General features: G+C 60.8%; 27 protein-coding genes and 3 pseudogenes. 12 read left to right on the top strand and 18 right to left on the bottom strand.

The genetic code is table 11. From position 1 onward, the window contains the following. Positions 1-89 precede the first annotated feature (89 nt). Positions 90-503: a curlin gene (locus AMK00_RS27405; protein WP_064807349.1), complete on the top strand. Its 414-nt coding sequence runs from the start codon at positions 90-92 to the stop codon at positions 501-503. A gap of 64 nt (positions 504-567) precedes the next feature. Here the strand turns inward: AMK00_RS27405 and AMK00_RS27400 are convergent, their stop codons facing one another. From AMK00_RS27400 to AMK00_RS27375, 6 genes are all read right to left on the bottom strand, one after another. Then, a complete protein-coding gene (locus AMK00_RS27400; RefSeq protein WP_064807347.1) occupies positions 568-1602 on the bottom strand; it encodes an L-idonate 5-dehydrogenase in 1035 nt (344 codons plus the stop codon). Between the two features lie 9 nt (positions 1603-1611). Next, on the bottom strand, positions 1612-3018 hold the full coding sequence (locus tag AMK00_RS27395; RefSeq protein WP_064807345.1) for a TRAP transporter large permease: 1407 nt from the start codon (positions 3016-3018) through the stop codon (positions 1612-1614). Between the two features lie 4 nt (positions 3019-3022). Next, on the bottom strand, positions 3023-3595 hold the full coding sequence (locus tag AMK00_RS27390) for a TRAP transporter small permease (protein ID WP_064812392.1): 573 nt from the start codon (positions 3593-3595) through the stop codon (positions 3023-3025). A 197-nt stretch (positions 3596-3792) separates the two neighbouring features. Then, positions 3793-4767 (bottom strand): sialic acid TRAP transporter substrate-binding protein SiaP, encoded by a 975-nt coding sequence (locus tag AMK00_RS27385; RefSeq protein ID WP_064812391.1) that lies wholly within the window; start codon positions 4765-4767, stop codon positions 3793-3795. Positions 4768-4791: 24 nt separating this feature from the next. Next, entirely contained in the window at positions 4792-5550 is a 759-nt protein-coding gene (locus AMK00_RS27380; RefSeq protein WP_064812390.1) for a FadR/GntR family transcriptional regulator, read from the bottom strand. Between the two features lie 193 nt (positions 5551-5743). Then, the gene (locus AMK00_RS27375) at positions 5744-6472 is read right to left on the bottom strand and encodes a Crp/Fnr family transcriptional regulator (protein WP_064812389.1); all 729 of its coding nucleotides are present in this window, start codon (positions 6470-6472) and stop codon (positions 5744-5746) included. Positions 6473-6707: 235 nt separating this feature from the next. Between AMK00_RS27375 and AMK00_RS27370 the strand changes: the two genes are divergently transcribed. Together AMK00_RS27370 and AMK00_RS27365 are read left to right on the top strand one after the other, a co-directional pair. Then, positions 6708-8081: a sensor histidine kinase gene (locus AMK00_RS27370; RefSeq protein ID WP_064812388.1), complete on the top strand. Its 1374-nt coding sequence runs from the start codon at positions 6708-6710 to the stop codon at positions 8079-8081. Between the two features lie 27 nt (positions 8082-8108). Next, positions 8109-8306 (top strand): annotated as a pseudogene (locus AMK00_RS27365) (Crp/Fnr family transcriptional regulator); the annotation flags it as partial. Here AMK00_RS27365 and AMK00_RS27360 read toward each other — a convergent pair. The 3 genes from AMK00_RS27360 to AMK00_RS27350 form a co-directional block, all read right to left on the bottom strand. Next, complete coding sequence (locus tag AMK00_RS27360) at positions 8290-8529, bottom strand: DUF6894 family protein (RefSeq protein ID WP_064807944.1); 240 nt, start codon at positions 8527-8529, stop codon at positions 8290-8292. The pseudogene AMK00_RS27365 and the gene AMK00_RS27360 overlap by 17 nt on opposite strands. A 117-nt stretch (positions 8530-8646) precedes the next feature. After that, a complete protein-coding gene (locus tag AMK00_RS27355; RefSeq protein ID WP_064812386.1) occupies positions 8647-8943 on the bottom strand; it encodes a hypothetical protein in 297 nt (98 codons plus the stop codon). Next, positions 8936-9235 (bottom strand): hypothetical protein, encoded by a 300-nt coding sequence (locus tag AMK00_RS27350; protein ID WP_064812385.1) that lies wholly within the window; start codon positions 9233-9235, stop codon positions 8936-8938. Before AMK00_RS27350 ends, AMK00_RS27355 begins: the two co-directional genes overlap by 8 nt. Positions 9236-9509: 274 nt before the next feature. Here AMK00_RS27350 and AMK00_RS27340 point away from each other — a divergent pair, with 274 nt between their 5' ends. From AMK00_RS27340 to AMK00_RS27330, 3 genes are all read left to right on the top strand, one after another. Continuing rightward, a complete protein-coding gene (locus AMK00_RS27340) occupies positions 9510-9881 on the top strand; it encodes a hypothetical protein (RefSeq protein ID WP_064812384.1) in 372 nt (123 codons plus the stop codon). Between the two features lie 213 nt (positions 9882-10094). Then, entirely contained in the window at positions 10095-10397 is a 303-nt protein-coding gene (locus AMK00_RS27335; protein WP_064812383.1) for a hypothetical protein, read from the top strand. Beyond that, positions 10394-10576, top strand: coding sequence for a hypothetical protein (locus AMK00_RS27330; RefSeq protein ID WP_064812382.1), 183 nt, complete (start codon positions 10394-10396; stop codon positions 10574-10576). Before AMK00_RS27335 ends, AMK00_RS27330 begins: the two co-directional genes overlap by 4 nt. Before the next feature lie 113 nt (positions 10577-10689). Here the strand turns inward: AMK00_RS27330 and AMK00_RS27325 are convergent. Further along, a pseudogene (locus tag AMK00_RS27325) lies at positions 10690-10827 on the bottom strand (Crp/Fnr family transcriptional regulator); the annotation flags it as partial. 142 nt (positions 10828-10969) lie between these two features. On the opposite strand from AMK00_RS27325, the gene AMK00_RS27320 reads away from it, so the two are divergent. Further along, on the top strand, positions 10970-11683 hold the full coding sequence (locus AMK00_RS27320; RefSeq protein ID WP_064812380.1) for a Crp/Fnr family transcriptional regulator: 714 nt from the start codon (positions 10970-10972) through the stop codon (positions 11681-11683). 13 nt (positions 11684-11696) lie between these two features. On the opposite strand, the pseudogene AMK00_RS32285 reads toward AMK00_RS27320, so the two are convergent. After that, positions 11697-11777, bottom strand: a pseudogene (locus AMK00_RS32285) (molybdopterin-binding protein); the annotation flags it as partial. A 114-nt stretch (positions 11778-11891) separates the two neighbouring features. Here AMK00_RS32285 and AMK00_RS27315 point away from each other — a divergent pair. The 4 genes from AMK00_RS27315 to AMK00_RS32750 all read left to right on the top strand — a co-directional run bounded on the left by AMK00_RS27315 (position 11892) and on the right by AMK00_RS32750 (position 13472). Beyond that, positions 11892-12440, top strand: a complete 549-nt coding sequence (locus AMK00_RS27315; protein ID WP_064807942.1) for a sigma-70 family RNA polymerase sigma factor — start codon at positions 11892-11894, stop codon at positions 12438-12440. Then, on the top strand, positions 12437-13081 hold the full coding sequence (locus AMK00_RS27310; RefSeq protein WP_064807315.1) for an NrsF family protein: 645 nt from the start codon (positions 12437-12439) through the stop codon (positions 13079-13081). The genes AMK00_RS27315 and AMK00_RS27310 overlap by 4 nt, the downstream gene beginning before the upstream one ends. A 68-nt stretch (positions 13082-13149) precedes the next feature. Continuing rightward, a complete protein-coding gene (locus AMK00_RS32755; protein WP_167377221.1) occupies positions 13150-13305 on the top strand; it encodes a hypothetical protein in 156 nt (51 codons plus the stop codon). Further along, the gene (locus tag AMK00_RS32750) at positions 13302-13472 is read left to right on the top strand and encodes a hypothetical protein (protein WP_167377220.1); all 171 of its coding nucleotides are present in this window, start codon (positions 13302-13304) and stop codon (positions 13470-13472) included. The genes AMK00_RS32755 and AMK00_RS32750 overlap by 4 nt, the downstream gene beginning before the upstream one ends. 50 nt (positions 13473-13522) lie before the next feature. Here AMK00_RS32750 and AMK00_RS27305 read toward each other — a convergent pair whose 3' ends face one another. Continuing rightward, the gene (locus tag AMK00_RS27305; protein WP_064812379.1) at positions 13523-14845 is read right to left on the bottom strand and encodes a cytochrome P450; all 1323 of its coding nucleotides are present in this window, start codon (positions 14843-14845) and stop codon (positions 13523-13525) included. A 125-nt stretch (positions 14846-14970) separates the two neighbouring features. Next, on the bottom strand, positions 14971-15498 hold the full coding sequence (locus tag AMK00_RS27300; protein ID WP_064807311.1) for a sigma-70 family RNA polymerase sigma factor: 528 nt from the start codon (positions 15496-15498) through the stop codon (positions 14971-14973). Positions 15499-15780: 282 nt separating this feature from the next. Here AMK00_RS27300 and AMK00_RS27295 point away from each other — a divergent pair, with 282 nt between their 5' ends. Continuing rightward, complete coding sequence (locus AMK00_RS27295; RefSeq protein WP_064807309.1) at positions 15781-16284, top strand: YciE/YciF ferroxidase family protein; 504 nt, start codon at positions 15781-15783, stop codon at positions 16282-16284. Positions 16285-16358: 74 nt separating this feature from the next. Here the strand turns inward: AMK00_RS27295 and AMK00_RS27290 are convergent, their stop codons facing one another. From AMK00_RS27290 to AMK00_RS27270, 5 genes are all read right to left on the bottom strand, one after another. Next, a complete protein-coding gene (locus AMK00_RS27290; RefSeq protein ID WP_064813160.1) occupies positions 16359-18074 on the bottom strand; it encodes a GH32 C-terminal domain-containing protein in 1716 nt (571 codons plus the stop codon). Positions 18075-18078: 4 nt separating this feature from the next. Beyond that, the gene (locus AMK00_RS27285) at positions 18079-18972 is read right to left on the bottom strand and encodes a carbohydrate ABC transporter permease (protein WP_064812378.1); all 894 of its coding nucleotides are present in this window, start codon (positions 18970-18972) and stop codon (positions 18079-18081) included. After that, positions 18965-19906: a carbohydrate ABC transporter permease gene (locus tag AMK00_RS27280; protein ID WP_064812377.1), complete on the bottom strand. Its 942-nt coding sequence runs from the start codon at positions 19904-19906 to the stop codon at positions 18965-18967. The genes AMK00_RS27285 and AMK00_RS27280 overlap by 8 nt, the downstream gene beginning before the upstream one ends. A gap of 91 nt (positions 19907-19997) precedes the next feature. After that, complete coding sequence (locus tag AMK00_RS27275; protein ID WP_064812376.1) at positions 19998-21290, bottom strand: ABC transporter substrate-binding protein; 1293 nt, start codon at positions 21288-21290, stop codon at positions 19998-20000. A gap of 36 nt (positions 21291-21326) precedes the next feature. Next, the gene (locus tag AMK00_RS27270) at positions 21327-22331 is read right to left on the bottom strand and encodes a LacI family DNA-binding transcriptional regulator (protein ID WP_064812375.1); all 1005 of its coding nucleotides are present in this window, start codon (positions 22329-22331) and stop codon (positions 21327-21329) included. Positions 22332-22367 lie beyond the last annotated feature (36 nt).

Below are 22367 nucleotides of genomic sequence, written 5' to 3'. Positions count from 1 at the left end.
ACGACAACTGAACGGGCAATTCCGACTGGGTTCAGCTGCAAGATGCGAAAGCTGATCATCGGCTGAGGCAGCCGGAAATGGAGATCAGAATGACCCGCAACGTGTTTAAGATCCTTGCCGTCACCCTTCTTGCCGGGAGCCTGGGCCAAGTAGCCTTGTCTGCGCCAGCCTATGCCGGCGGCCGGATCTCGTTCAACCTCGCACCGGACAATGCCCAGGATGCCGGACTTTTTTCAACCGGGCTGCGCGTCTATTCCCTCTACCGCGGTCTGAAAGATGCTGACATCCGGCAGCTGGGTCGGGGTAACGCGGCTGGTATCGCTCAGGCCGGCCGCGGCAATCTCGGCTTCGTCAGGCAACGGGGCAATGGTCATTCCGCAACCTTGCGGCAGAACGGCAACAACAATGCCTATGGCATTTTCCAGTATGGGCGAAATACTGAAACGGACGTCGTGCAGGATGGGGATAACGGCAGTGGTGCTACCTTCAGCTATGGCTGGTAAGGCAGTTCACACGCCGGGCGCGACCAGTCAGCGCCCATCCGGAATCTCTGCGGCGAGTAAGCCGCTAAAATGTAAGCTGTACCTTACAGGCGGCCGTACGATCGCCGGCAAGGGTGAAGGCGGCGGCGGCTTCTTCCAAGGGTAAGCTGTGGCTGATGATCGGGCGCACATCGATCTTGCGGCTTGCAATCAGCTTGGCGGCAGTGGCGAATTCCTCGTGGAACCGCTGCGTTCCGTGGATATGCAGCTCCTTGCCGACGATGGCGTTGAGCGGGACCGGGATCTCGCCCGTGACGCCGACCTGCACAATCGTGCCGCGCGGCCGGACGGCGGCGATTGCGCTGCGGATCGCGGGTGCGGCGGCCGAGCATTCGAAGACAAGATCGAAATAGCCCTTTCCCGCCTCGAATTCGGCAAGTGCCGCAGCCCCTTCGGAAACATTGATCGCGCGGCTGGCGCCGATCGCTTTGGCCCTTGCGAGCGCCGCATCGGCAAGATCGGTCACCACGATCTCGGCCGCGCCGTGATGGCGGGCGGCGGCAACCATCAGGCAGCCGATCGGGCCGGCGCCGGTGACGAGGACGCGTTTGCCCGATATCTCGCCGGCGCGCGATGCGGCATGCAGGCAGACGGCGAGCGGCTCGCTGCAGGCCGCTTCCGCGGCGGTCGTCTCGGCTCCCATTTCGAAGCATTGCCCGGCCGGTACTACCAGCCACTCCCGGAACATGCCCTGCTCGTGCGGCAGGCGCATCGCGCTGCCCATGAAGCGCATATCGAGGCAATGGATCGGCAGTCCCTTCACGCAATATTCGCAATGGCCGCAGGGCTGACTTGGATTGACTGCGACCAGCGTGCCGGCTTTGAGCTCGACCCCCTCGCCCGCTTGACTCACCCTCCCCGAGGCCTCGTGGCCGGGGATGATCGGCTCGCGCACCCTGACAGGCCCGAAGCCGCCGTCCTGATAATAATGCAGGTCGGAGCCGCAGATGCCGGCGGCCGCCATCTTGAGAAGCACCTCGCCTGGACCGGGAGCCGGGACTGTGTCCATTTCGACCCTGAGATCGCCTTTTTGGTAAAGCCGCGCCAGACGCGTCTGCATCCTACCCTCCTATCTCAACAGTCCGAGCTGCTGCGGCAGCCAGAGCGATACGGCGGGAATGAAGGTGATCAGGATCAGCGCCAGGAACAGCGGCACCAGCCACGGTACGATCGCCATTGTCGTGCGTTCGACCGAAAGCTTCGCCACCCGTGAGAGCACGAACAACACCATGCCGAGCGGCGGGTGAAGCAAGCCGATCATCAGGTTCAAGGTCATGATCAGGCCGAACTGAACGGGATCGATGCCGAACTTGGCGACAATCGGCAGAAGGATCGGCACGAGGATGGTGATCGCGGCGATCGTATCCAGGAAGCAGCCGACGAAGAGCATCAGCAGGTTCACCAGGATCAGGAACACCCATTTATTGTCGGTGATCGACAGGATCGCATCCGAGAGTAGCTGCGCGGCCTGGCTGACCGTCAAGAGCCACGCGAAGACCGATGCGGCGGTGACGATGAAGAGCACCGACGCCGTCGTTTCGATCGTATCGAAGCTCGCCTTGGCGAGCGTCGAGAGCGTCATCGTGCGGTAGCGCACGAGGCCGAGGAAGAGCGACCAGAGCACAGCCGCGACCGCTGCCTCCGTCGGCGTGAACCAGCCCATCGTCATGCCGCCGATCAGGATGACGGGAGTCATCAGGGCCATGACGGCGGAGAAGCCGAAATACCAGTCGAGCGCCAGGAGCACGAGGAGGGCAATACCCGCCGCGGCGTTCATCGAGAGGCCGGCGCGCATCATCAGATAGATCGCCACAGGCACCATCAGGACGACGAGGATTTCCATGCCGGCCGACAGGAGCTCGCGCACATTGAACGGCGCGTCGGAACCCCAGCGTTTGCGATAGGCGAAGGCGGCGACGGTGATCATCATCAGCAGCGTCATGACGACGCCGGGCAGGATGCCGGCCATGAAGAGAGCGCCGATCGAGACGTTCGCCATCATGCCGTAGATGACGAAGGGCAGCGACGGCGGGAAGATCGGCCCGAGCGTGGCGGAGGCGGCCGTCACACCGACCGCCGCTTCGACCGGATAGCCATGGTCCTTCATCGCCTTGATTTCGATCGTGCCGATGCCGGCCGCATCGGCGAGCGCGGTGCCCGACATGCCCGAGAAAATGACGGAGCCGATGATGTTGACCTGCGCCAGCCCGCCCTTCATCCAGCCGACCAGCGCGACGGCGAAGGAATAGATACGGCCGGTGACGCCGGCGGAATTCATCAGATTGCCGGCCAGGATGAAGAAGGGCACGGCGAGCAGCGGAAAACTCTCGACGCCGGCGATCATGCGCTGGGCGACGATGATGTCGGGCGCCACGCCGTAAAGAACGATGTAAAGCACGGAGGCGACGGCCATCGAGATGGCAACCGGCACGCCGACCAGCATCAGTAGCAGAAACGAGCCAAGAAGCAGCAGCATCGGGTTATCCTTCGACGGATTGGAATTCTTCCGGGCGCTCCAGGACGGAGTAGCCGCGGCGCATATTGGCGATGAAGACGATGACCGCGCGGATCAGCATCAGCACGAAGGCGACAAGCACCGAGTAAAAGACGATGTTGCGCGGCAGGTCGATGGTGACCATCTGCTCGTCGGCGACGATGTCGACGTAACGCCACATCAGAGTGCAGCCATAGGCGAAGAAGCCAATGCGGACGATATCGACGAAGGTCGCAAGCACGCGCGCCAGGCCCGCCGGCATATGATGATAGAACACGTCCACCTGGATATGCCGCGAGGTGCGTACGCACATGACGGCGCCGAGAAAGACGACGCCGATCAGGCAGTTGATGGCGATCTCCTCGGTCCAGGCATAGCTGTCGTTCAGCACATACCGCGTGAAGAACTGCAGGAAGACGCAGCCGGCCATCAGCCAGAAAACGATCAACGTGATCCAGTCTTCGATGGCGTAGTCCGAGACGTTCGCGGTCGGCGCATGGCCTTCGAATTCGTGGCCGATTTCCTCGGCCGTGATTGGCGTGTGAATTTCTTTCGACATGATCGGCCTTGTTTCGGTTGGAGAAGGAGAGCGCACGATGCAGATGGCACCCGGCCTGAGGCTGCTGGGCTCGTTCCTCGCTCGACGTCATCCTCGGCCTTGTGCCGAGGATCTGCTGCCCCATCGATCTGAGGCAGATGCTCGGGACAAGGCCGAGGATGACGAAGGAAGAGTTGGCGGACGTCGCGCCAAGGCGCTTACTGGATCGCCCGGATCGCTTCCCAATCGGCCTTCTCGTAGCCGAAGTCCTCAAACTTCACTTGTTCCATCACATTCTTCTCGAAATCGCTCTTGTCGACCTCGGTGACGTTGAGGCCCTTTTCCTTGAAGGTCGCAACCAGGCTGTTCTCCTTGCCGGCGATCGTCTTGGTGGTGCGCTCGGCGGCCTGCTGCATCACTTCGCCGAAGATCTTCTTGTCCTCGTCGGAGAGCTTCGCCCACAGCTGCTTCGAGATCACGGTGTTCAGGTGATCGACGATGTGGCCGGTGAGGATGATGTTCTTCTGGACCTCGTAGAACTTCTTCGCCTCGATCGTCGTCAGCGGGTTTTCCTGCGCCTCGACCGTGCCGTTCTGCAGAGCGAGATAGACTTCGGCGAAGGCGATCGGCGTCGTGTTGGCGCCGCAGGCGCGCGGCATCGCCAGATAGGCCGGAACGTCGGGCACGCGGATCTTCAGGCCCTGCATGTCGGCGCATTTGGCGATCGGCTTGTTCGAGGTCGTATGGCGCGTGCCGTAATAGCTGACGGCGGCGATGTGGTTGCCGGTCTTGTCCTCGTAACCTTTGGCGAGACGCTTGAAGACATCGCTCTTAGTATAGGCGATCAGATGGTCGGGATTGCGGAAGATATAGGGGAAGTAGGTGACGCCGATCGGCTTGTAGTCGCGTGCGGCAAAACTCGATCCTGAGATGATGATATCGACCGTGCCGAGCTTGAGGCCCTGGTTGATATCGGCTTCCTTGCCGAGCTGCGAGGCCGGATAGACCTCGATCTTGTAGCGTCCGTCGGTGCGTTTGGCGATCTCTTCCGCGGCCCAGACGGAATCCGTGTGGAAGGGCTCGGAGGTTTCATAGACATGCGCCCATTTCAATACCGTCTCGGCCTGCGCGACCGCCGTCGTCGCCATGATCGCGGCTACGGTGCACAGTATCGTTGCCAGTCTCATTTTCATTGCTCTCTCCTCCCGAGCTCGGGTTTAAGTCTTGGTGGTTCCTTTCGCGCGCGCCTTGTTGCGGCCGCGCTCCTCTTCTCCCGAGAACTCCTCCCCGAAGCTCTCGGAAAATCTCTTCTGCGATAGGGTGAGATGGCTGCGCATTGCAGCCTTTGCGCCTGCGGCATCGCCGGCGGCGATTGCATCGCGGACGGCCCGGTGCTCGTCGACGGCGCTTCGCCATGTCGTTGGCCCCTCGAAATGGCTGGCAAGCTTGGCGAAATAGGGGGTCATGCGCATGTCGAACATCTCGCCCGTCACACGGATCAGGGTGGCATTGCCGATAATGGCGGCAATGCCAGTATGGAAGGCGCGGTCGGCGGCGAGCACCGTCGCCGCATCGTTGAGGCCGCCGCTCATGCGCATCAGCGCCTCGTCGAGCACGGCGATATCTTCCGGCTTCGCGCGGGTTGCCGCTTCCTCGGCGATGGCGCATTCGATGATGGCGCGCGCCTGCAGCAATTCGAAAGGTCCCTCCACCGGCTCGCTTTCGCTTGTCGCCATGCTGATGCCCTGCCGACGCACCACATAGATACCGGAGCCCATGCGGATGTTGACGAGACCTTCTACCTCGAGAACGATCAGCGCCTCGCGCACGGTCGGGCGTGAGACCGACAGTTGCTCCGCCAGATCGCGCTCGGCCGGCAGCTTCTGGCCGACGACAAGCTCGCCGCCGGCAATCATCGAACGAATCTGATCCGCGACCTGCCTGTAGAGGCGGCGCGATTCAACGGGCGAAAACATTCTGGCCTCCCCGGCGGCTTCTCCTCAAACACGCAGCTGGTCAACTGGCCTGACCAATTTTGTGCATACCACTGCGTCGGTTGTGCGTCAATGCGTCGCATGAAATTCAAGCCGGCATCGTTCCCGGCTGCAACGACCGAAAAGGATCTGCCGGGAAAGTGACGCTTGAGAGATCGTCGATCCCAGTGCGTGCTTAGCGGCTCAGCGCCAGAGACGGGCGGTCGATCACCGGCCAGCCGCGTCCTGTGATGCCAGGGAGGTCGTAAGCGTCTGCTGCGAAGGCTTCGAGGGATGCGCGGTTGCGGATGATTACCAGGCCGCGGGTGGAATAAATGAGATGCTCGCCCTCAAGGATGTGTAAGGCATCAGTGACGCTGGAGCGGCGGACTCCCAGCATCGTGGCCATATATTCATGCGTGATTTCAATTCCTTCGCTATCGAGGCGGTCATGGCACATCAGAAGCCATTTCGCCAGCCGAACGTCGATCTTGTGAACGGCGTTGGACAGCGCGGTGTTGGCGACCTGCGCGAAAAAGCTATGGAGAAAACGTGAGAGCAGCCGGCGGACGGCGGGCCGGTCGGCGAGGAAGCATGCCAGAGCGCTGGCTTCCACACGGCGCCCATGACCGCCAACCTGCATCATGACGTCGAATGAAAACCGCTCCGCGTCCGCCGTCAGAGCCGGCGGCGACATCCCGTCCCTACCGAGCACGCCGATCTCGGCTTTCCTGCCCTCGGGACTCGTCGCCACCATGGAAGCAATGCCGGTTTCCAGGAAATAATAATGGCTGACCGGCATGCCCAAATGGACAAGCTCGAAGCCGCGTGGAAGAACAAGCGGTTCCAATATGCGCTCCAGAGCCACAAGCTCCGGATCCGCCAACTGCGACAGAATGAGATTTTCGCTTTCGAATACTCGCATCACTCTGCCCTTTGTTTGGCAAGAGGACACCGTCTCCCGGCCGTCAGCACTACAAGATCAGCTCAGCCGCACTTAAAATTATGAACTCCGGAATGGCCGATTGCAAGGCGCTGAGCCTTAACTCGCATGATCGGCAGAAGGTTCCTTGGTGGAGTTTTGTACGCAAACGCACGCGGCGAGAAATTGCTGTAGCAAGTGCTAATGTAGTGGGCGGGCAATTGCGGGGCACGCTGGCATGGATCAATATCCCCTCCCGAGTGACGAGACCGAAATTTATCGGCACATCGTCGAGAGCGCCCGGGATTATGCAATTTTTGCGATGAATCGCGATGGCACCGTCGTGACGTGGAGCGCCGGTGCGGAAAATCTCTTCGGCTATTCGCCGCCTGAAATCATCGGACAGAGCGGTGCCGCCATCTTTACGTTCGAGGATCAGCTTGCAGGGGCAATGCTCAAGGAGATCAGGCTGGCGTTGACCACCGGACGCGCGGACGACAATCGCTGGCATGTGAGAAAGGACGGCAGTTCGTTCTGGGCTTCGGGACTGGTGATGCCGCTTCGCAACGATGCCGGCGAGACCTACGGCCTTCTGAAAATCGTCCGCGACCGGACGCAGATGCTTCATGAGGACGAAACTCGGCGCGCCAGCGAAGAGCGTCTCCAGCTTATTCTCAAAAGCGCGATCGACTATGCAATCTTCGCTTTTGACCGGGCTGGGCGGATCATCAGTTGGAACACCGGCGCCTGCCGTATCTTCGGTTATGAGGAAGACGAGATCCTCGGTCGCGACGCCCGCATTCTCTTCGTTCCCGAGGACCGCAACGACGGCGCCCTGGAACGCGAGATGAAGGCGGCCGCCGAGCGCGGCCGCGCCGAGAACGAGCGGTTTCACTTACGCAAGGATGGCTCGACATTCTGGGGCAGCGGCTTGACCATGCCGCTTCGTGCCCAGCGTGCCGGCTACCTCAAGGTGCTCCGGGACGATACGGAGCGTCATTTTGCCGAAGAACACCAGCAGATCATGCTGCGGGAGATGAGCCATCGCGTCAAGAACAGCCTGGCCCTCGTCGCGGCCATGCTTGCCATGCAGGCCCGTTCGACCAAACAGGAGGAAGTCGGACAGGCGCTTCGCGATGCGGAAGCGCGTGTCGGAACCATCGCCCAGGTGCACGATCAATTATGGCGTCAACCGGATATCGAAACGGTAGATCTGGCGGATTTCCTGTCGAGCCTCTGCCAGCGCCTGCAGCAATCGGCCTCCCGCCACGCGGTATCCGTCAATGCTGATCCGTGCATGGTCGATGCCGACCGGGCGATCCAGATCGCCCTCCTCGTCAACGAGCTAGTGACCAATGCCTTCAAACACGCCTATCCCGATGTCTCCGGCGCTGTCACGGTCAGCGCCCGCAGCATTGCCGATGAGATCTGCCTCGAGATCGCCGACGACGGACGAGGTCTGCCCCCGGAAGTGCTGTCCTTCGAGAACGATGGGAAAAGCCTGGGAATGAAGATCGTGCGCGCACTCGTGCAGCAGCTGAAGGCGGAGATGCATATCGAGGACCGGGCGCCGGGTACGGGGTTCGTGATCCGCTTGCCGAGGGAAGGGTGAAAGGCTTCTGTCCTTGAAGAATGTGCCGTGCGCCGCTCGGGAGTGACGAATGAGCTGCATGTCATCGAAGGGCTGCGGGTCATCAAATCGACCCGCGCAAATGTCAGGATCCTCGACAGGGAGCGGCTGGAAGAGATCGCGGCCGGTAGCTACGGCGTTCCGGAACGGGAATATGAACGTTTGACCGGCTTGCCGATCCGGCGCCCCGCTAATCGGCAGTCCTGATCGTATCGGCGAAACGCACGATCAGAAGCAGGGTCCCTTGTTCGTCGCAGATGTAGATCTTTCTCGCTGAGATGTCTTTCCCCGAAAGAACCGCTTGGCTCATCAGGGCTCTCGCATCCTGAACGGCTTCGCGCCTGGCGTCTTCGACGGTCGCCAGTTCCGAACCTTCGGGATCGACGATCATGCCGGTGTCTGAAACGACGTTAAAATAAAATCTTGGCATCGGCCGCCCCATCGTTGCAGAATCAATGCCAGAACGTGGGGTAAGGTTCCGCGGAAAAGAACCGGGCTGTCATTCAAAACAGCAACATTATCCTTGTCTTAAATCGGGCTATCGAAATCAATGGGAGGTTTCGGCGACGCCGGTAGCAAGACGCGTCATCGTCGCGCGAAGATCGAGGAGCTCCATTAGAATAATTTCCCAATCCACGTCATCCGCTTTGGCAATCGGTATGACCGAAGCGCTGATCACGCAAAGCAGGCGATCGAGAGCCGGAGATCGACCGAAGTCGTCCGGCGCGCCGCCGCGCAGCTTTCGGAGATCGTCGACGATTTGTCGCAAGGCGATCTGCCGGTCGACAAAACCGAGATCAGAGGGATCCGCCGTGATAGGAGCGCTTTGCCGGCTTCTATTCATGGTGACATTCCGCCTGTCCGGCGTCCTCATATGCCGTTGCGCCGAGCGGCGCATCCGGTGTGATCAGCAGGTCCTCCGGATCCAGATGCACATGCCGCATTAGGCCGGCGAGCTTGTGCTTGTCCCGGATGCCGCATTCGAACCAGGATACGAGTTCCCTGGCAATATGTTCGGCGGCCGGGCTGGCGATCACGCATGATTTCTCCTGACACCATCCCTCAAGGACCGTGGTCAGCATTGCCACGTCATCAGGCTGTAGCGCCGGCTTCGTGATTCCCGAGTGCTGGATCATCGGCTTCCTCCCCATTATATGCGACGATCCTAAACTTCGGATCTTCAATTTCAACCGCCGGTGCGGAAGCGTACGGACAGGACGATCGGGGCTTGATCCGGTCCGCCAGGGGGAACAAGGCGACCCGGCCGCGGTTCGGCGATCACGACGAATGAACGTCGCCTGATAGGCTCGAATCTGGTAGGCACGGTGCAGGCGCGGACCGCCTGATGCTTCGAACCGCTGTTGAACAGCATGATCACCCTAAAGCCAGGATTACATTAGGCAGTTCGCCATGAAATCGCTCAGCCCGATTGCCGGCAAGACGATCCTTATCATCGGTGAGGCCGGCTTCCTTTCGGACGATGCGCGAAAGGCATTTGTCGCGCTAAAGGCGGTGCTTGCCGGTCCTGTCGTCATTTCCAGCGCGATGGAGTGTTTGAGCGAGGGCCTCGTGTTCGATGCCGTGATCATCGACGTGACGATTTCCGACGAAGCCATGCTGTGGGTGAACGAATGGCTGGAGACGCGCCGAATTCCTTTCATCTTTGCCCATGACGAGCGGTCCGAAACTCCGCCCGGTGGCTTTGTCGTCAGCGGGCGTCCTTCCGATATCGACGCGATGATCGCCGCTCTGTTCGGGGGAGACCCGTCTTATTATCACTAGAGCGCCGTGCGTCCGTTCGGATGCACAAAGGACGCTCTCACTCTTTAAATCTACGCATCGGACTTGCCGAAAATCGATTTCGATTTTTCGGGCCGATGTAACGCGATACGGCGAATTGTTCAGTTCCGTACAATTGGGGACGAAGAGTTGTTTTGGCCCCGATTGAGTCCCATTATTTCAAAACGCACGGTGAAAAGCTTCGGGACCAGGGTCATGCTCGATTCTCAGTCCATCCATCTGAAAGCGCTCGATTCAGCCGATCTCCAGCGTCTGCAAACCGTATTGAATGAGATCTGCCGCGAGGTCGATAAACCCATGCGCTCACCTGACATGCAGGAAGTTGCGGCGTTGCTCATCCGCCTTTATCGGCACGGTTTGACTGACGAGGACAAGCTGTTGTCGGTCGGCCGCCTGGCCTCGGCGAAAAAGGCGCTCTCGCCAACTGCTGCGGTCACGGCCGGGCCGAGGTCGAAAAGGCCGGTCGGCCACCTCAACCTGACGAGGACCAGCTCATGAATGACGGTGAAAAAGCGCGAGCCGACGTCGAAGGAACCGAAAAGGAAACCGCCGATGCGAGGAAAAACCCGCCCGCCGGTCCTCACGCCAAGGATCATCTCATCGACGAAAGCAAAACGCCCGGCGCCGGCTCGCTGTCCGAGAAGGACGAGCAGAGCATCACGCCAGGACCAGGCTGATCCACCGCCGACTTGGCTGGAAAACACTCTGGGCTTAGAATCTGATCCACGATGGGTAGATTCAGAGTGTCAGAGCGTCCTTTGTGCATCCGAAAGGACGCACGGCGATCTCGTCAGCGTGCGAGTTCCTTGCCGATCAGCCGCCGATATTCCTCCTCGGCAGCGCCGTAGGATCTATGCGCCTCTTCGATCAATCCCCGCCGGTTGAGGATGACGATCTGGCGCCGCGTGGACCGGATCAGCCCTAAGCCCTGCGAGGCCTCTCTCGCTCGCTCGAGGGAACCGCGACGAAGCATTCCAGTTAGGCTTTGTGTAAATAAGGAGGCAAGCGCGGTCTGATACGCGGGGCTTGGCCCCGCGCATGCGGGAGAGCGACAATTGGCAGAAACGCACATGCGACCCAAGGAGAATCGTCTGCTCGCGCTCCTGCCGGAGAACGAGTATTCGGCCGTTGTCGCACATCTCGAGCCCTGCGACACCCCTCGCGGTTTCATCATCGTCGAGGCCGGTGCGACGATCGAGCATGCCTATTTTCCCTGTTCGGGGATAGGCTCGGTGATCAATATCTCCCCGGAAGGCAATCGGGTCGAAGCAGGTTTGTTCGGTCGGGATGGATTTGCACCAACGGCGGCGGCGATAGAAGCGCCTGTCAGTATCCTGGAAGTCGCAGTCCAGGTGCCGGGCTCTGCCTACCGCCTGCCACAAAGCAGGCTGCTCGATCTGATGCAGACGCAGCCGATGTTTGCCAACCTGCTCCACAAAAGTCTGCATGTTCTCGCGATCCAGGCCGGGTTCACCGCACTCTCCAACGCCGTTCATGCGATCGATGAACGGCTGGCACGCTGGATTTTGATGTGCCACGACAGGATCGACGGAAATGAGCTCGCCCTGACGCATGATTTCATCGCCTTGATGCTGGCGGTGCGGCGGCCGAGCGTCACCACGGCGCTGCATGTCCTTGAAGGAAACCGGTTCATCCGCTCTGTCCGCGGCCTGGTGATCGTCAGGGATCGCGCCGGCCTGGAGGATTTCGCCTCCGATGCCTACGGCAAGGCGGAGGAGGAATATGAGCGGCTGATCGGACCTCTCAGAAAATCCACGCGTTAAAATCACCATCGCAGCCCGTCCACTTGCCGGTGGCACTCCAGCCTTGGACGCAAGCGTGTCGGGTGATCTGCGTGCTCGACTGCCTCGCTTTCAGCGGCACGTCGCAATGCGTTACAGTTTCACGTGCATGTGATAGAGCTGTCGTGCAAAAATCTTTGGTTTTCGCTGTAACCGATTGGCTGCTTTTGCGAATGAGCTCTTTGACAGCATGACCACCGCCCATTCGGAAGAAGCCCTGAAAGCATTGATGCTTCTGTCCCTTGACGGGGACGAGGCTGCCTATCGGCGTTTGCTGACGGCTTTGCGCGTGCTGCTTGTCGGCTATTACAGCCGCAGGATGGCTGCGGCGACGAGAGCGGACATGGAAGATCTGGTCCAGGAGACGTTGCTGGCACTGCATTCCCGGCGATCCACCTACGACCGGAACAGACCTTTTACCGCCTGGTTTTTCTCGATCGCCCGCTACAAGCTGATAGACCATCACCGCGGCCGTGGCGGACGCAGGCTGGCTGAGACCGAGCTTGATGACGAGATCGAAAGCGACTTCAGCGAGGATAGGCTGACTGCCCGCATGGATGTCGAGCGGTTGCTCGACGGCTTGCCGCCGAGACAGCAGGAACTGATCCGGCAGGTGAAGCTCGAGGGCAGCTCGGTCGCCGACACCGCAACCCGCACCGGCCAGTCCGAATCGGCAGTGAAAGTCAGCATCCATCGGGCGCTCAAGGCGCTCGGAGAGAGATTGCGAGGCACATCGTGACAAAGACGGACGATATCATCGAACGATTGGCAAGCGACCTGAAACCGGTGCCGCGCAACGCGCTATGGCGCCGCTTTGCGCTCGGCATACTGCCGGCTCTCGGACTCTCTCTGCTGCTGATGCTGATCATTCTTGGTCCCCGGGTCGATATCTCAGACGTGCTGACGCTGCCGGTCTTCTGGATCAAATCGGCCTATAACGCCCTGATTGCGGCGGCCGCCTTTGCCACGGTTTTTCGGCTTTCCCGACCCGACGGGTCCGAGGGACGCTTTTTCGGTTTGCTTGCCTTGATCTTCGCCGCCATGGCGGCCGTCGCGGCCATCCAACTCCTGACGGCGCCGAGCGAGAGCTATCGATTGCTGATCCTCGGCTCCTCGGCGCTGCATTGCCCGCCGCTCATCGCAGGCTTTGCGATCCCGGTCTATGCCGGCACGGTCTGGGCACTGCGCCGCGCGGCGCCGGTGGATCTGCGGCTGACCGGCTTCGTCGCCGGCATTGCCGCGGGAGGAGCCGGCGCCTGGGTTTATTCCTGGTTCTGCACCGAAAACGGCATGCCTTTCGTGTTGATCTGGTATACGCTCGGCATCCTGCTCATCGGTGCTGTCGGCGCCGTGACCGGACCTCGCCTGCTGCGCTGGTAGCCCCCTCTCGATTCGTTGATCCGGAACATTCCGGCTTTCGCCTGGTTCGAGGGTCGAAGGAGAGGAAGATGAACCACGAATCGGATCGTCGCGCTTTTATGATCTATTTAGGAGCCATCCTGCTGGTCGGGCTCGTGATCGTATTCGGCGCTACGCTCTCATGGAACTCGACCAGCAGAAGCGATCAGTCCACCCAATTTTCAAGGGAAGCCAATCCTTCATGAAATGGCCGAAAGTCGACCCGATCCGGTTGCACCGGCGGAGCGCCGAACGGCAGCCGAAGGGCCTGAAAACTCTGTGGCTGGTCATTGCCGTGATCGCGACGACGGTCGCTGTCGCCTTTCTGCTTTACGTCTCGATCCTCGTCTACGGCGTGATGCAAAGGCTGTGAGCCGACGCGAACTGGGCGTTCTGCCCCTGTGGCCACCGTTGTGGCATCAGCTATTTCTCCCTGCGCCGCGCCGTCAGTTTTAGCCGAATGTCGAAGTGATTGAGGGTGCCAGGCAGGTTGGCGACGGTTAAAGACGGGTGCAGCAGCACAATATCGGCGGTCGACAAGAACGTGCCCACGGCAAGGCTTGCAATCGCCGGCACGAGATTATGTGCCGGGCAAATGACGGGACCGGCGCTGAAGGGCACGAGCCCGGCGGCCGGCAACGCGTCGTTCTGTCCCCAGATGCTCGGTTCCATCCGATTGGCATAGAGGAGCGCAGGGTCTCGATGGAAGAAGGGGACGAAGATGATGACGCCTGTGCCGCGGGCGATGACCCTGTCGCCTGACTGGATATCCTTGGTCAGCTGCCTGAGGATGGCGGGCGTCGTCGGCCAGAGACGCAAGACCTCCAGCAGACAACTGCGTGTGAAGGGCCGATCGAGATTCCCGCCCATGGCCTCTTCCACGGCTTTGCCCCAGTAGCTCACATGGCAGGCCAGCAAGGCGAGCGTCCTCATAACGGCAATTCCGGCTGCATCGAAGGCGAACAGCCACTGGGCCACCTGGTTTTCCGGAGCAAGCTCATCGCCGCTCGGAAACCGGTTGACAAGACTGTGCTTTTCCGGGTCCCTCAGATAGCGGCCGACCTGCTCATGAAACTGGGCAAGCTTGTGCTGATCGACCGGGGCGGCAAATGCCCAGTTGGCCCTCCCTCGAAGTTCGTTCAAGGTCTCGGTCAATGTGACGTCGTTGCGCGCTCGTTCGCCGAGGACGACTCGCCGGACGATCCGGAACCAGGCCTGCGAAAAGGCCGGCCAATCGAGCTCACGGGGTAGGTTCAGGAGATGCAGTAATTCGGCGTCGACGATATTCTTGAAATGCACCGTAAATGGATGCAGCCGGTCTGCGGTTGCCAAGGCGTGCTCATGGGCCGGCCGAAGCTCGGCCCGCCGAGAGCCCGATGAGATAAGCACGTTCTCCGGCTCGAAGTGAACAAGGGCCGCATGCTTTTCCGCCGTCGCCGCGGCAAACGGTTCGGGCGAAGATTGAAGCACCGTGGCGACATCGGCCGGATCGAGGATCAGCAGCTGTGGTCGCAATGGGATCGGCAGCAGAAGAGGCGCCGGCCCGTACTTGTGTTTCAGCCGCTGCATCTGTTTCACGGCGTTTGTGTCGAAGCGCTGCCGCTCCGCCAGACGCTCCATTGTCGGGCGGCGAATGATGATGCCCTTGGCAACCGTCGGGGCCACGACCGCCGTCAACACGCGAAGCGTATCGAACCATCCGGCGCGGTTAACTCTGGGAAAGATGGCGTGGCTTCGCGCGTTCATGACTCTTCAGCCTGGCCCGGCGGTTGGCCCATATCGGTTCGATCGGCCGATCCTATCGATATGGGTTTGGAACCAGGACCACGACCGTTTGTTCCGCTCGAGGCGAAGCGGACGGCGCAGGGCGCTCAATCGACGAGATGGTTTCCGAGCATCGCAATCAGGCACTCGCGGGCGCGGCTCACACGGCTTTTCAAGGTGCCGATCCGGCACCCGCACATTTTGGCGGCGTCCTCATAGCTCGTTCCGGCAGCCACCAATGTCAGAGCCCGGCGCCTGTCGTCGGAAAGACGCGTCAATGCCCGCTGCAATTCGTGCTCGCGCAGCACCCATTCCTGGGTCGGGGCGATCGCCACCTGTTCCATCGCCGCGTCCATTCCAGCCGGCTCGCGTTTCTGCCGGCGGTAATTGGTGCAAAACGTATTTCGCAGGATGGTGAAAAGCCAGGATTTGAGCGAGGTGCCGGGTTGGTAGAGATGAAGCGAATTCAGCGCCTTCAGCAAGGTTTCCTGAACGAGGTCATCGATGTCATCATCGCTGCGCAGGAACCTTCGGGCAAAGGCGCGCAATGCCGGCGTCAGTTCGACGATCTCGCGCTCGAGTGCGGACTTTTCTTTACAATGCGACGCGGGACGTACTGAAGACGGGGAAGCCATTTTTCTCTCCTGGGATGAGAAGGAAAGTCGCTGGCTCCCTATTCGTTGCCGTACGATACCGGACAAAAGTCTCAGCTTAGATGGCAGTTGCTCGTCGGCTGGAGAGTGGGAACAACGGCGTCTCGCAATCGTTCGGTGATCGCCGTCTCGATGCTGTCGAGCGGCCTCTTCCTTGGCTGGATAGAGGTGGCGCCGCCGGCCGAGGGGGCGTCATATTTCCGATCGGAACATCCGACCGATGCGAGAGTTGATTGTCGTCACGACACGCCATAGGAGGACTAAATGGCAACCGAGAAGACTCTGAACGACCTGTTTCTCGATACTCTCAAGGACATCTATTACGCCGAAAAGCAGATCCTGAAGGCTCTGCCGAAGATGGCCCGCGCCGCGCAATCGGAAGAGGGCAAGGCCGGTTTTCTGCAGCATCGCGACGAGACCCAGGCGCAGGTCGAACGCCTCGAACAGGTTTTCGAAATGATTGGCAAACCCGCACGCGGCAAGACCTGCGAGGCCATCCAGGGCATTATCGCCGAAGCCGAGGAGATCATGGACGAATTCAAGGGCACCGTTGCCCTGGATGCCGGCCTGATTTCGTCCGCCCAATCCGTCGAGCATTATGAGATCGCCCGCTACGGCACGTTGATCGCATGGGCAAAACAGCTCGGCCTCAAGGATGCCGTGCCGCTGCTGCAGGCTACACTGGCCGAAGAAGAGGCAACCGACAAGAAGCTCACGCGGCTCGCGGAGTCTTCAGCCAACATCAAGGGCAAGGGTAAGGCGGCCTAAGCCGCTCTGTGCGCTATGCTCCTTCGTAACGGCCGCCGCCTCGGCGGCCGTGCTTTTGCCCGGGCTCCCTGTGATCAGAGACCAAGCTGCCAGATTTCGGCGGTGAGCACATGTCCCTCCGGCGCGGCGAGACGCATGGCGTTTATCCCCTTGAACCCCGGCAGCCGCTTGGTTCCCGTCCAGCGGCCGTCATCACCGAAGACCTCGATGGAACCTGCGTCGAGGAATATGCGGATAGTTGACGGGCGTGCGCCGGCAGCGATGTAACGGGGCGACGTCTTGGCGCCCGCTACCGAAAAGAGAATGCTCAGTCCGTCGTCATTCAACTGAACCGCCACCGTCGCGTCGGGATGTTCGAACGCGAGATGGAAGGCATTGCCCGCTTCCTTGAGCGTGAGGAGGATCTCGACAGAGCCGTTGGCAAGATCGACCGGATGGCCGTCCAGAAGGCCCTGAGCATCCAATGAGCGCTGCCGCAGACTTTCGACATCGGCGATCGGTGGCGTGGTCAGCGCGCCGCCGCGCAATGCCAGCCGCCGCGGCAGTGTCATCGCCGTCGGCATGTCGACTTCCTTTGAAACATCCGTCCAGTTCGCGAGCCATGCGATGCCAACCGGGCCGGTCTCGTCGACGAAGGCCTGGAACGCGTAGGCATCGGTGCCGAAGTCCAGCTCCTGCTCGAACTCCACAGAGAAGCTGTGACCATCGAAGCGGCCGATGGTGGCAAGAGTGATATTGCGCCGGCCCGTTGCCGGGTCGCGGCTGGTGAGAAGACCGAAGATCAGGGCCCATCGCGTCGACGGATCGTTCGCGGGATCATCGAGAGGCACCAGGCAAGGGCACTCCGCCGCCGTCATCCCGAAGCGGTTCTCGCGGTGAAGCATGCCGAGGAAGGTCCATCCCGTCGCCGCGCCCGGATCGTCCGTTTCGTAAAGCAGGATGATGCCGCCCTCGCGGTCCCGCGTGCCGAGCAGCATCTTCCATTTGTCGTCGGGGCCCATAAAGACATAGGGATCGCGGAAGTCAGTCGTCAGGCCGAGCCCCTCAGGACGCGCGGGCAGGATCAGGTTTGGCGGTTCGACGTTGACGAGATCGCCACTGGTGGCGGTGAACTGAATTTGCTCCTCCGGCTGCCGGTCCTTCATATGCTCGGTGAAAAAGATGCGAATTCCGGCGCAATCGAGGGGGATCGCCGAGCCGGAAAATGCGCCACCGCGCCCATCGGCCCGCGCGGCGAGGGCATCCGAAGGCGGAAGAAAGATCGGAAGATGCGTCCAGCGGAGGTAATCGTCCGAGACCGCATGCCCCCAATGCATGTTGTTCCACCGAAGCTCATGCGGATAGTGCTGATAGAACAGGTGCACCCTGCCGCCGAATCTTCCAAACCCGTTGGGATCGTTCATCCAGCCGAAAGGCGGGCGGAAATGATAGCCGCCGGGAATCTCGGGCACGGCATTGGACGGCCTGACATGCAGCAGCCGGACGCCCTCTTCGAGAACGCAGGGCTGACGGAAGGCATAGAGGACCGAGACGTCGGTCGTAGCGGGATCGTAGGAGAAGGCGGTTTCTCCGCCGCGCTCCAGCGTCAGCAGGCGAAACTCGAATTCATGTGGATTTGATGTTTCGACGGCACCGGCCTGATCGCCGTCGACATGTGCGGTCAGCCTTCCCGGGGCGGCGGCGCCATGCGAAGCCTTTATCCAGGCATGGATCGTGCTCCCTGCCGGCAGGACGGCGCTGATCGTCTCCAGCCCGCCTTCATCGGACGGAGACATCGCTTGGCTTGTCATCAATTCAACCTTTCACGGCAGAGCCGATAAAGGAACTCACGAACCAGCGCTGGAAAACGAGGTAGAGCCCCAGGATCGGGATCATCATCAAAACGGAGGCGGCCATTGCGCGATCCCAATAGATGCTGTCCTGCCCGAAGAAAGTGGCAATGGCGACGGCGATCGGCCGGGCATAATCCGTCTGCGTCACCAGGATCGGCCAGAGATACTGGTTCCAGGTCTCGATGCCCATCAGGATCGATACGGTGGCAAGGGCGGGTAGGCTGAGCGGCAGGAAAATGGAGCGGTAGGCCCGACAAAAGGAAGCGCCGTCCATCTCGGCGGCTTCCAGCAGTTCCTTCGGCAGCTGCGTGAAGAACTGGTAGAACAGGAAGATGTAGAGAGGGCTCGCGACCCAAGGCACGATTTGCACCGCGAAGGTGTCGGACATTCCCGCCCTGGAAACCATGATCACGAGGGGCATGATGATGCTTTCCTGCGGGATCACATAGAGCGCGATCACCACCGACAGGATGACCGCCCGGCCCCGGAGCGATCCCCAGGCCAGGACGAAGCCGGCCATCGAATTGACGATCAGGCCGGAGCAGACCGTGGTGACCAAAATGATCAGCGAGTTGACGAGGTAACGGCCGAAGGCGAGTTCGCCCGAGAGGTGGCCGACCTCCGCATAGTTGGAGAGCGTCGGGTTCGAAACCCAGAAGGCCCGGAAGCTGCCCATGTCGGCAAGGATCTGGAACCGGTCGTCCTTGAGGCTCGCCACGACCAGAAGCAGCAACGGGGAGACGATCACCAGGGCAATGATGAAGATGGAAACCGTCTGAACGACGCGTAAAACCCTTGCGGCGGAACGAGGCCGCGCCGCGCGGACTTTTGGGATCGAGAGAGCGATATCAGACATCGAAGCGCCTCAGGAGCTGGCGCTGGATCAGCGCGATGATGAGAACGATGACGAACAGGATGACGGACACGGCCGAGGCATAACCCATCTTCTGTTCCTCGAAGCCGGCGCGGACCATGTAATGCACAACCGTCTCGGTGCTGCTTTTCGGCCCGCCCTGCGTGAGGATGGCGACCTGGGTATAGAGCTTGAACGCCTGGATGGTGGTGATCACCAGGACGAAGACATGCGTCGGCCGAAGGCCCGGCATTGTCACATGCCAGAAGCGCCGGAAAGCATTCGCGCCGTCGATCTTGGCGGCATCGTAGAGTTCGTCGGGAATGCCCTGCAGACCCGCGAGATAGACGATCATCTGGAAACCATAGGCCTGCCAGGCCGAGAGCACGACGAGCGAGAACATCGCCCATTCGGGATCGCCGAGCCAATCGATCGGCTGGATCGCGCCACCGGAAATGAAGCCGAGGATCTGGTTGAACGGTCCCGTCGGATATTGGAACAGGGTGCCCCAGATGACGCAGACCACGACCATCGACGTGATCGCCGGTAGGAAGAACATGCCGCGCAGCAGATTGCGGAACGGCAGCTTCTGATGCAGCAGCAGGGCCGTTGCGAAAGCCAGGCCACACTGGGCTGGAATGATCCAGAAGGTGAAGCGCGAGACGTTCCAGAGGGCAGTCCAGAAAAGATCGTCCTGGAAGATGCGGATGAAATTGTTGAACCAGACGAACCGGACGGGCGTCGGCCGCGGCACCAGAGGCTGGTTGGTCATCGCCGTCCAGAAGGACAGGAAGAACGGCACGATCAGAAAGACAGTCAAAAGAATCACGGCCGGCGCGAGCATCGCCGCTTCCTGCATCAGTCGTCCCGTGTCATGCCGGCGCGCCGGAGACTTTCGCACTATTGTCGACGGCAATGTCGATTGTTGCATGACCATCGCATTCCTCCTCTCCAGGCCTCAAGTGCCGGTCCCGCCTTGCAACATGGCGACACGTCGCAAGGCTTCGACCGACCGGCGCCGTTGGCTGTTATTCCTGATCACCGAACGGCGGATATCCGTCGTTGTCCTCGATATCCTGGTCGATCTTCTTGGCGGCTGTTGTGAGCGCCTCCTTGGGATCGCCCCCATTGAAGGCCTCGTCGATAGCCTGCATGAAGGCCGACGTGATGGTGGGATAGGCTGGATGCGGCGGGCGGGCAACGGCCGTCTTCGACGCCTGCTCGAAGGCGATCGCCATAGGGCCGCCGTTTGCATAGAGCGGAGATTCGGCCGCGAAGCTCTTCAAGCCGGGATAGCCGGACTGGCTTGCGACATAGGCCCGATACTCCTTGTTCTTCAGCAGGAAGCTGATGAACTTGGCCGCGATATCGGGATGCTTTGAGGTCTTGGTGATCGCCCAGATCCAGGTGCCGTTCGGGCTCGCGCCCTTTGCGCCGAACTTGGGAAGCGGCAGGACGACGATGTTGTCCTTCATGGTGGCCGCAGCCTCCGCATAGACCCAGTGTCCGCCGAGCGCCAGTGCGGCCGGATTGCCTTCGGCGAAGAACTGGTTGGTGCCGGCCGACTGCGGCACGACCCAGCCGTTCTTGACCCATTTCTGCATCATGGCGAGGGCATCGACGCAGGCGTCGCTGTCGAGCGTTCCCTCGGATTTCCAGACTTTGCGGTCGATCAGGTCGCAGCCTGCCGATTGGAGGATCGGGCCATAGGCATAGGTGATCCATTCGGTCTTGATGCCGTAGCCGCGAAAGGTGTCGATCGGCCACTTCACGCCGTCGAGCTTCGAAAGCTTCTCGAGGTAGCTTTCGAACTCCTCTCGCGTCCAGGCATCGTCGACGGATTTCGGGATGCGGGCGCCGATCGCTTCGAGATATTTCTTGTTGCCGTAAAGAACGACGGAAGAGTCCGTCAGGCCGATCGCATAGAGATCCTTGTCGATCGGGTATGTGCCTTGAGCGATGTTGGACTCCGTCATGTCGTCGAGGAGATCTTTGTCGATCAGCGGCTTGATCGGCTGCAGATAACCCGACCAGACATAATTGGCGAGGAACGGCGCATCGAGCTCCATGACGTCGGGCAGTTGCTTGGCCATGACGGCCGCGCTGAACTTCTCGTTATAGGCATCGTGCGGCGCATAGATGAACTGGACATCGACATCGGGATTGGCGGCCTCGAAGCGCTCGGCCACCTTGCCATAGGCGGCGACAAAACCGGGATCGCCCTGATGCATGACCTGAATGGCAGTCTTTTCGGCTGCATCAGCCCATGTGGCGGCCAGTGCCGACGACAAAACAAAAGACCAAAGTAAACGTTTACCCATTAGAATTCCTCCTCAATTGAATGGGCCTTCCTCAATTTACACGGATGCCCGCTCCACCAACCGGAACGGCAGTTTCTGCACCCCGGCTGGGGATCGGTGGTCGGCAAGCAGGATTTGCGCGGCCTGGCGGCCCATGGCGCGGTGCGGCAGTGCCATGGTTGTCAGCGGCGGATCGAGGCGGGAGGCGATCTCGATCTGATTGTCGAAGCTCGCGACCGCGACGTCATCGGGAATGGTCGCCCCGCATCGGCGCAGCGCGGCGTAGACTTCCATGGCCACACGATCGTTGCCGCACAGAATGGCATCGGGACGCCGCGGGCTGTTGATGAGATCATGTATATGTGTGGGCACGAGGCTATGCGCCCGATCGCTATAGATCGCCTTGCTGACAGCGGGAAGTACGACAGCCCCTGCCCCGTCAATGCCGGCGTGATCGAGCGCCTGCCGGAAACCCAGTTCACGCAGTTCGCCGGCGAGCAGTCCCGACAGGTTGATGAATGCGATATTGCGGCGCCCTGCGTCGAGCAGGTAGCTGGTAATCTCGATCGCCGCACCGATTTCATCCGGCACGAGAGACGTCACTCGATCATTGGCGTCCCGGCAGTTGATCATCACCCCGACGGTATCGGCAAACTCGGGCGGCAGGTCGACGCTCTTATGATACATGGCAGCATAGGCGATCGCGCGCGGGCGAAAGCGTCGCATCTCATCGAGGATCGATCCCACGCTGCGATGGCCGCCGAGCGTCATGGCGAAGACGGCCATGTCGGAAGCACGCACGGCCCCGTCGAGCCCCCTGATGATCTCCGTCGCGAAAGGCGAGGTGATCAGGTCATCGGCGACGAGGCCGACAAGCGGCATCCAGCCCTGCCGCATGCTGCGAGCCGCAAAGTTGGTGACATAGCCGAGTTCCTCGGCGATCTCCTTGATCCGCCGGCGCGTTTCCTCAGACATGCGCGCCGAACCGCCATGCAGAGCGCCTGACACGGTCTTGACGGAAACGCCTGCACGGGCGGCTATGTCGTTAAGTGAAGCAGTCACGGGTTCGCTTTGGGTTATCGATTACCCACATCGGTA

The sequence above is a fragment of the Rhizobium sp. N621 genome (genome assembly GCF_001664325.1).
Lineage (GTDB): Bacteria > Pseudomonadota > Alphaproteobacteria > Rhizobiales > Rhizobiaceae > Rhizobium > Rhizobium esperanzae.
Note: the sequence above shows the minus strand (reverse complement) of the source record. Positions and strands in the feature narration are given on the sequence as shown.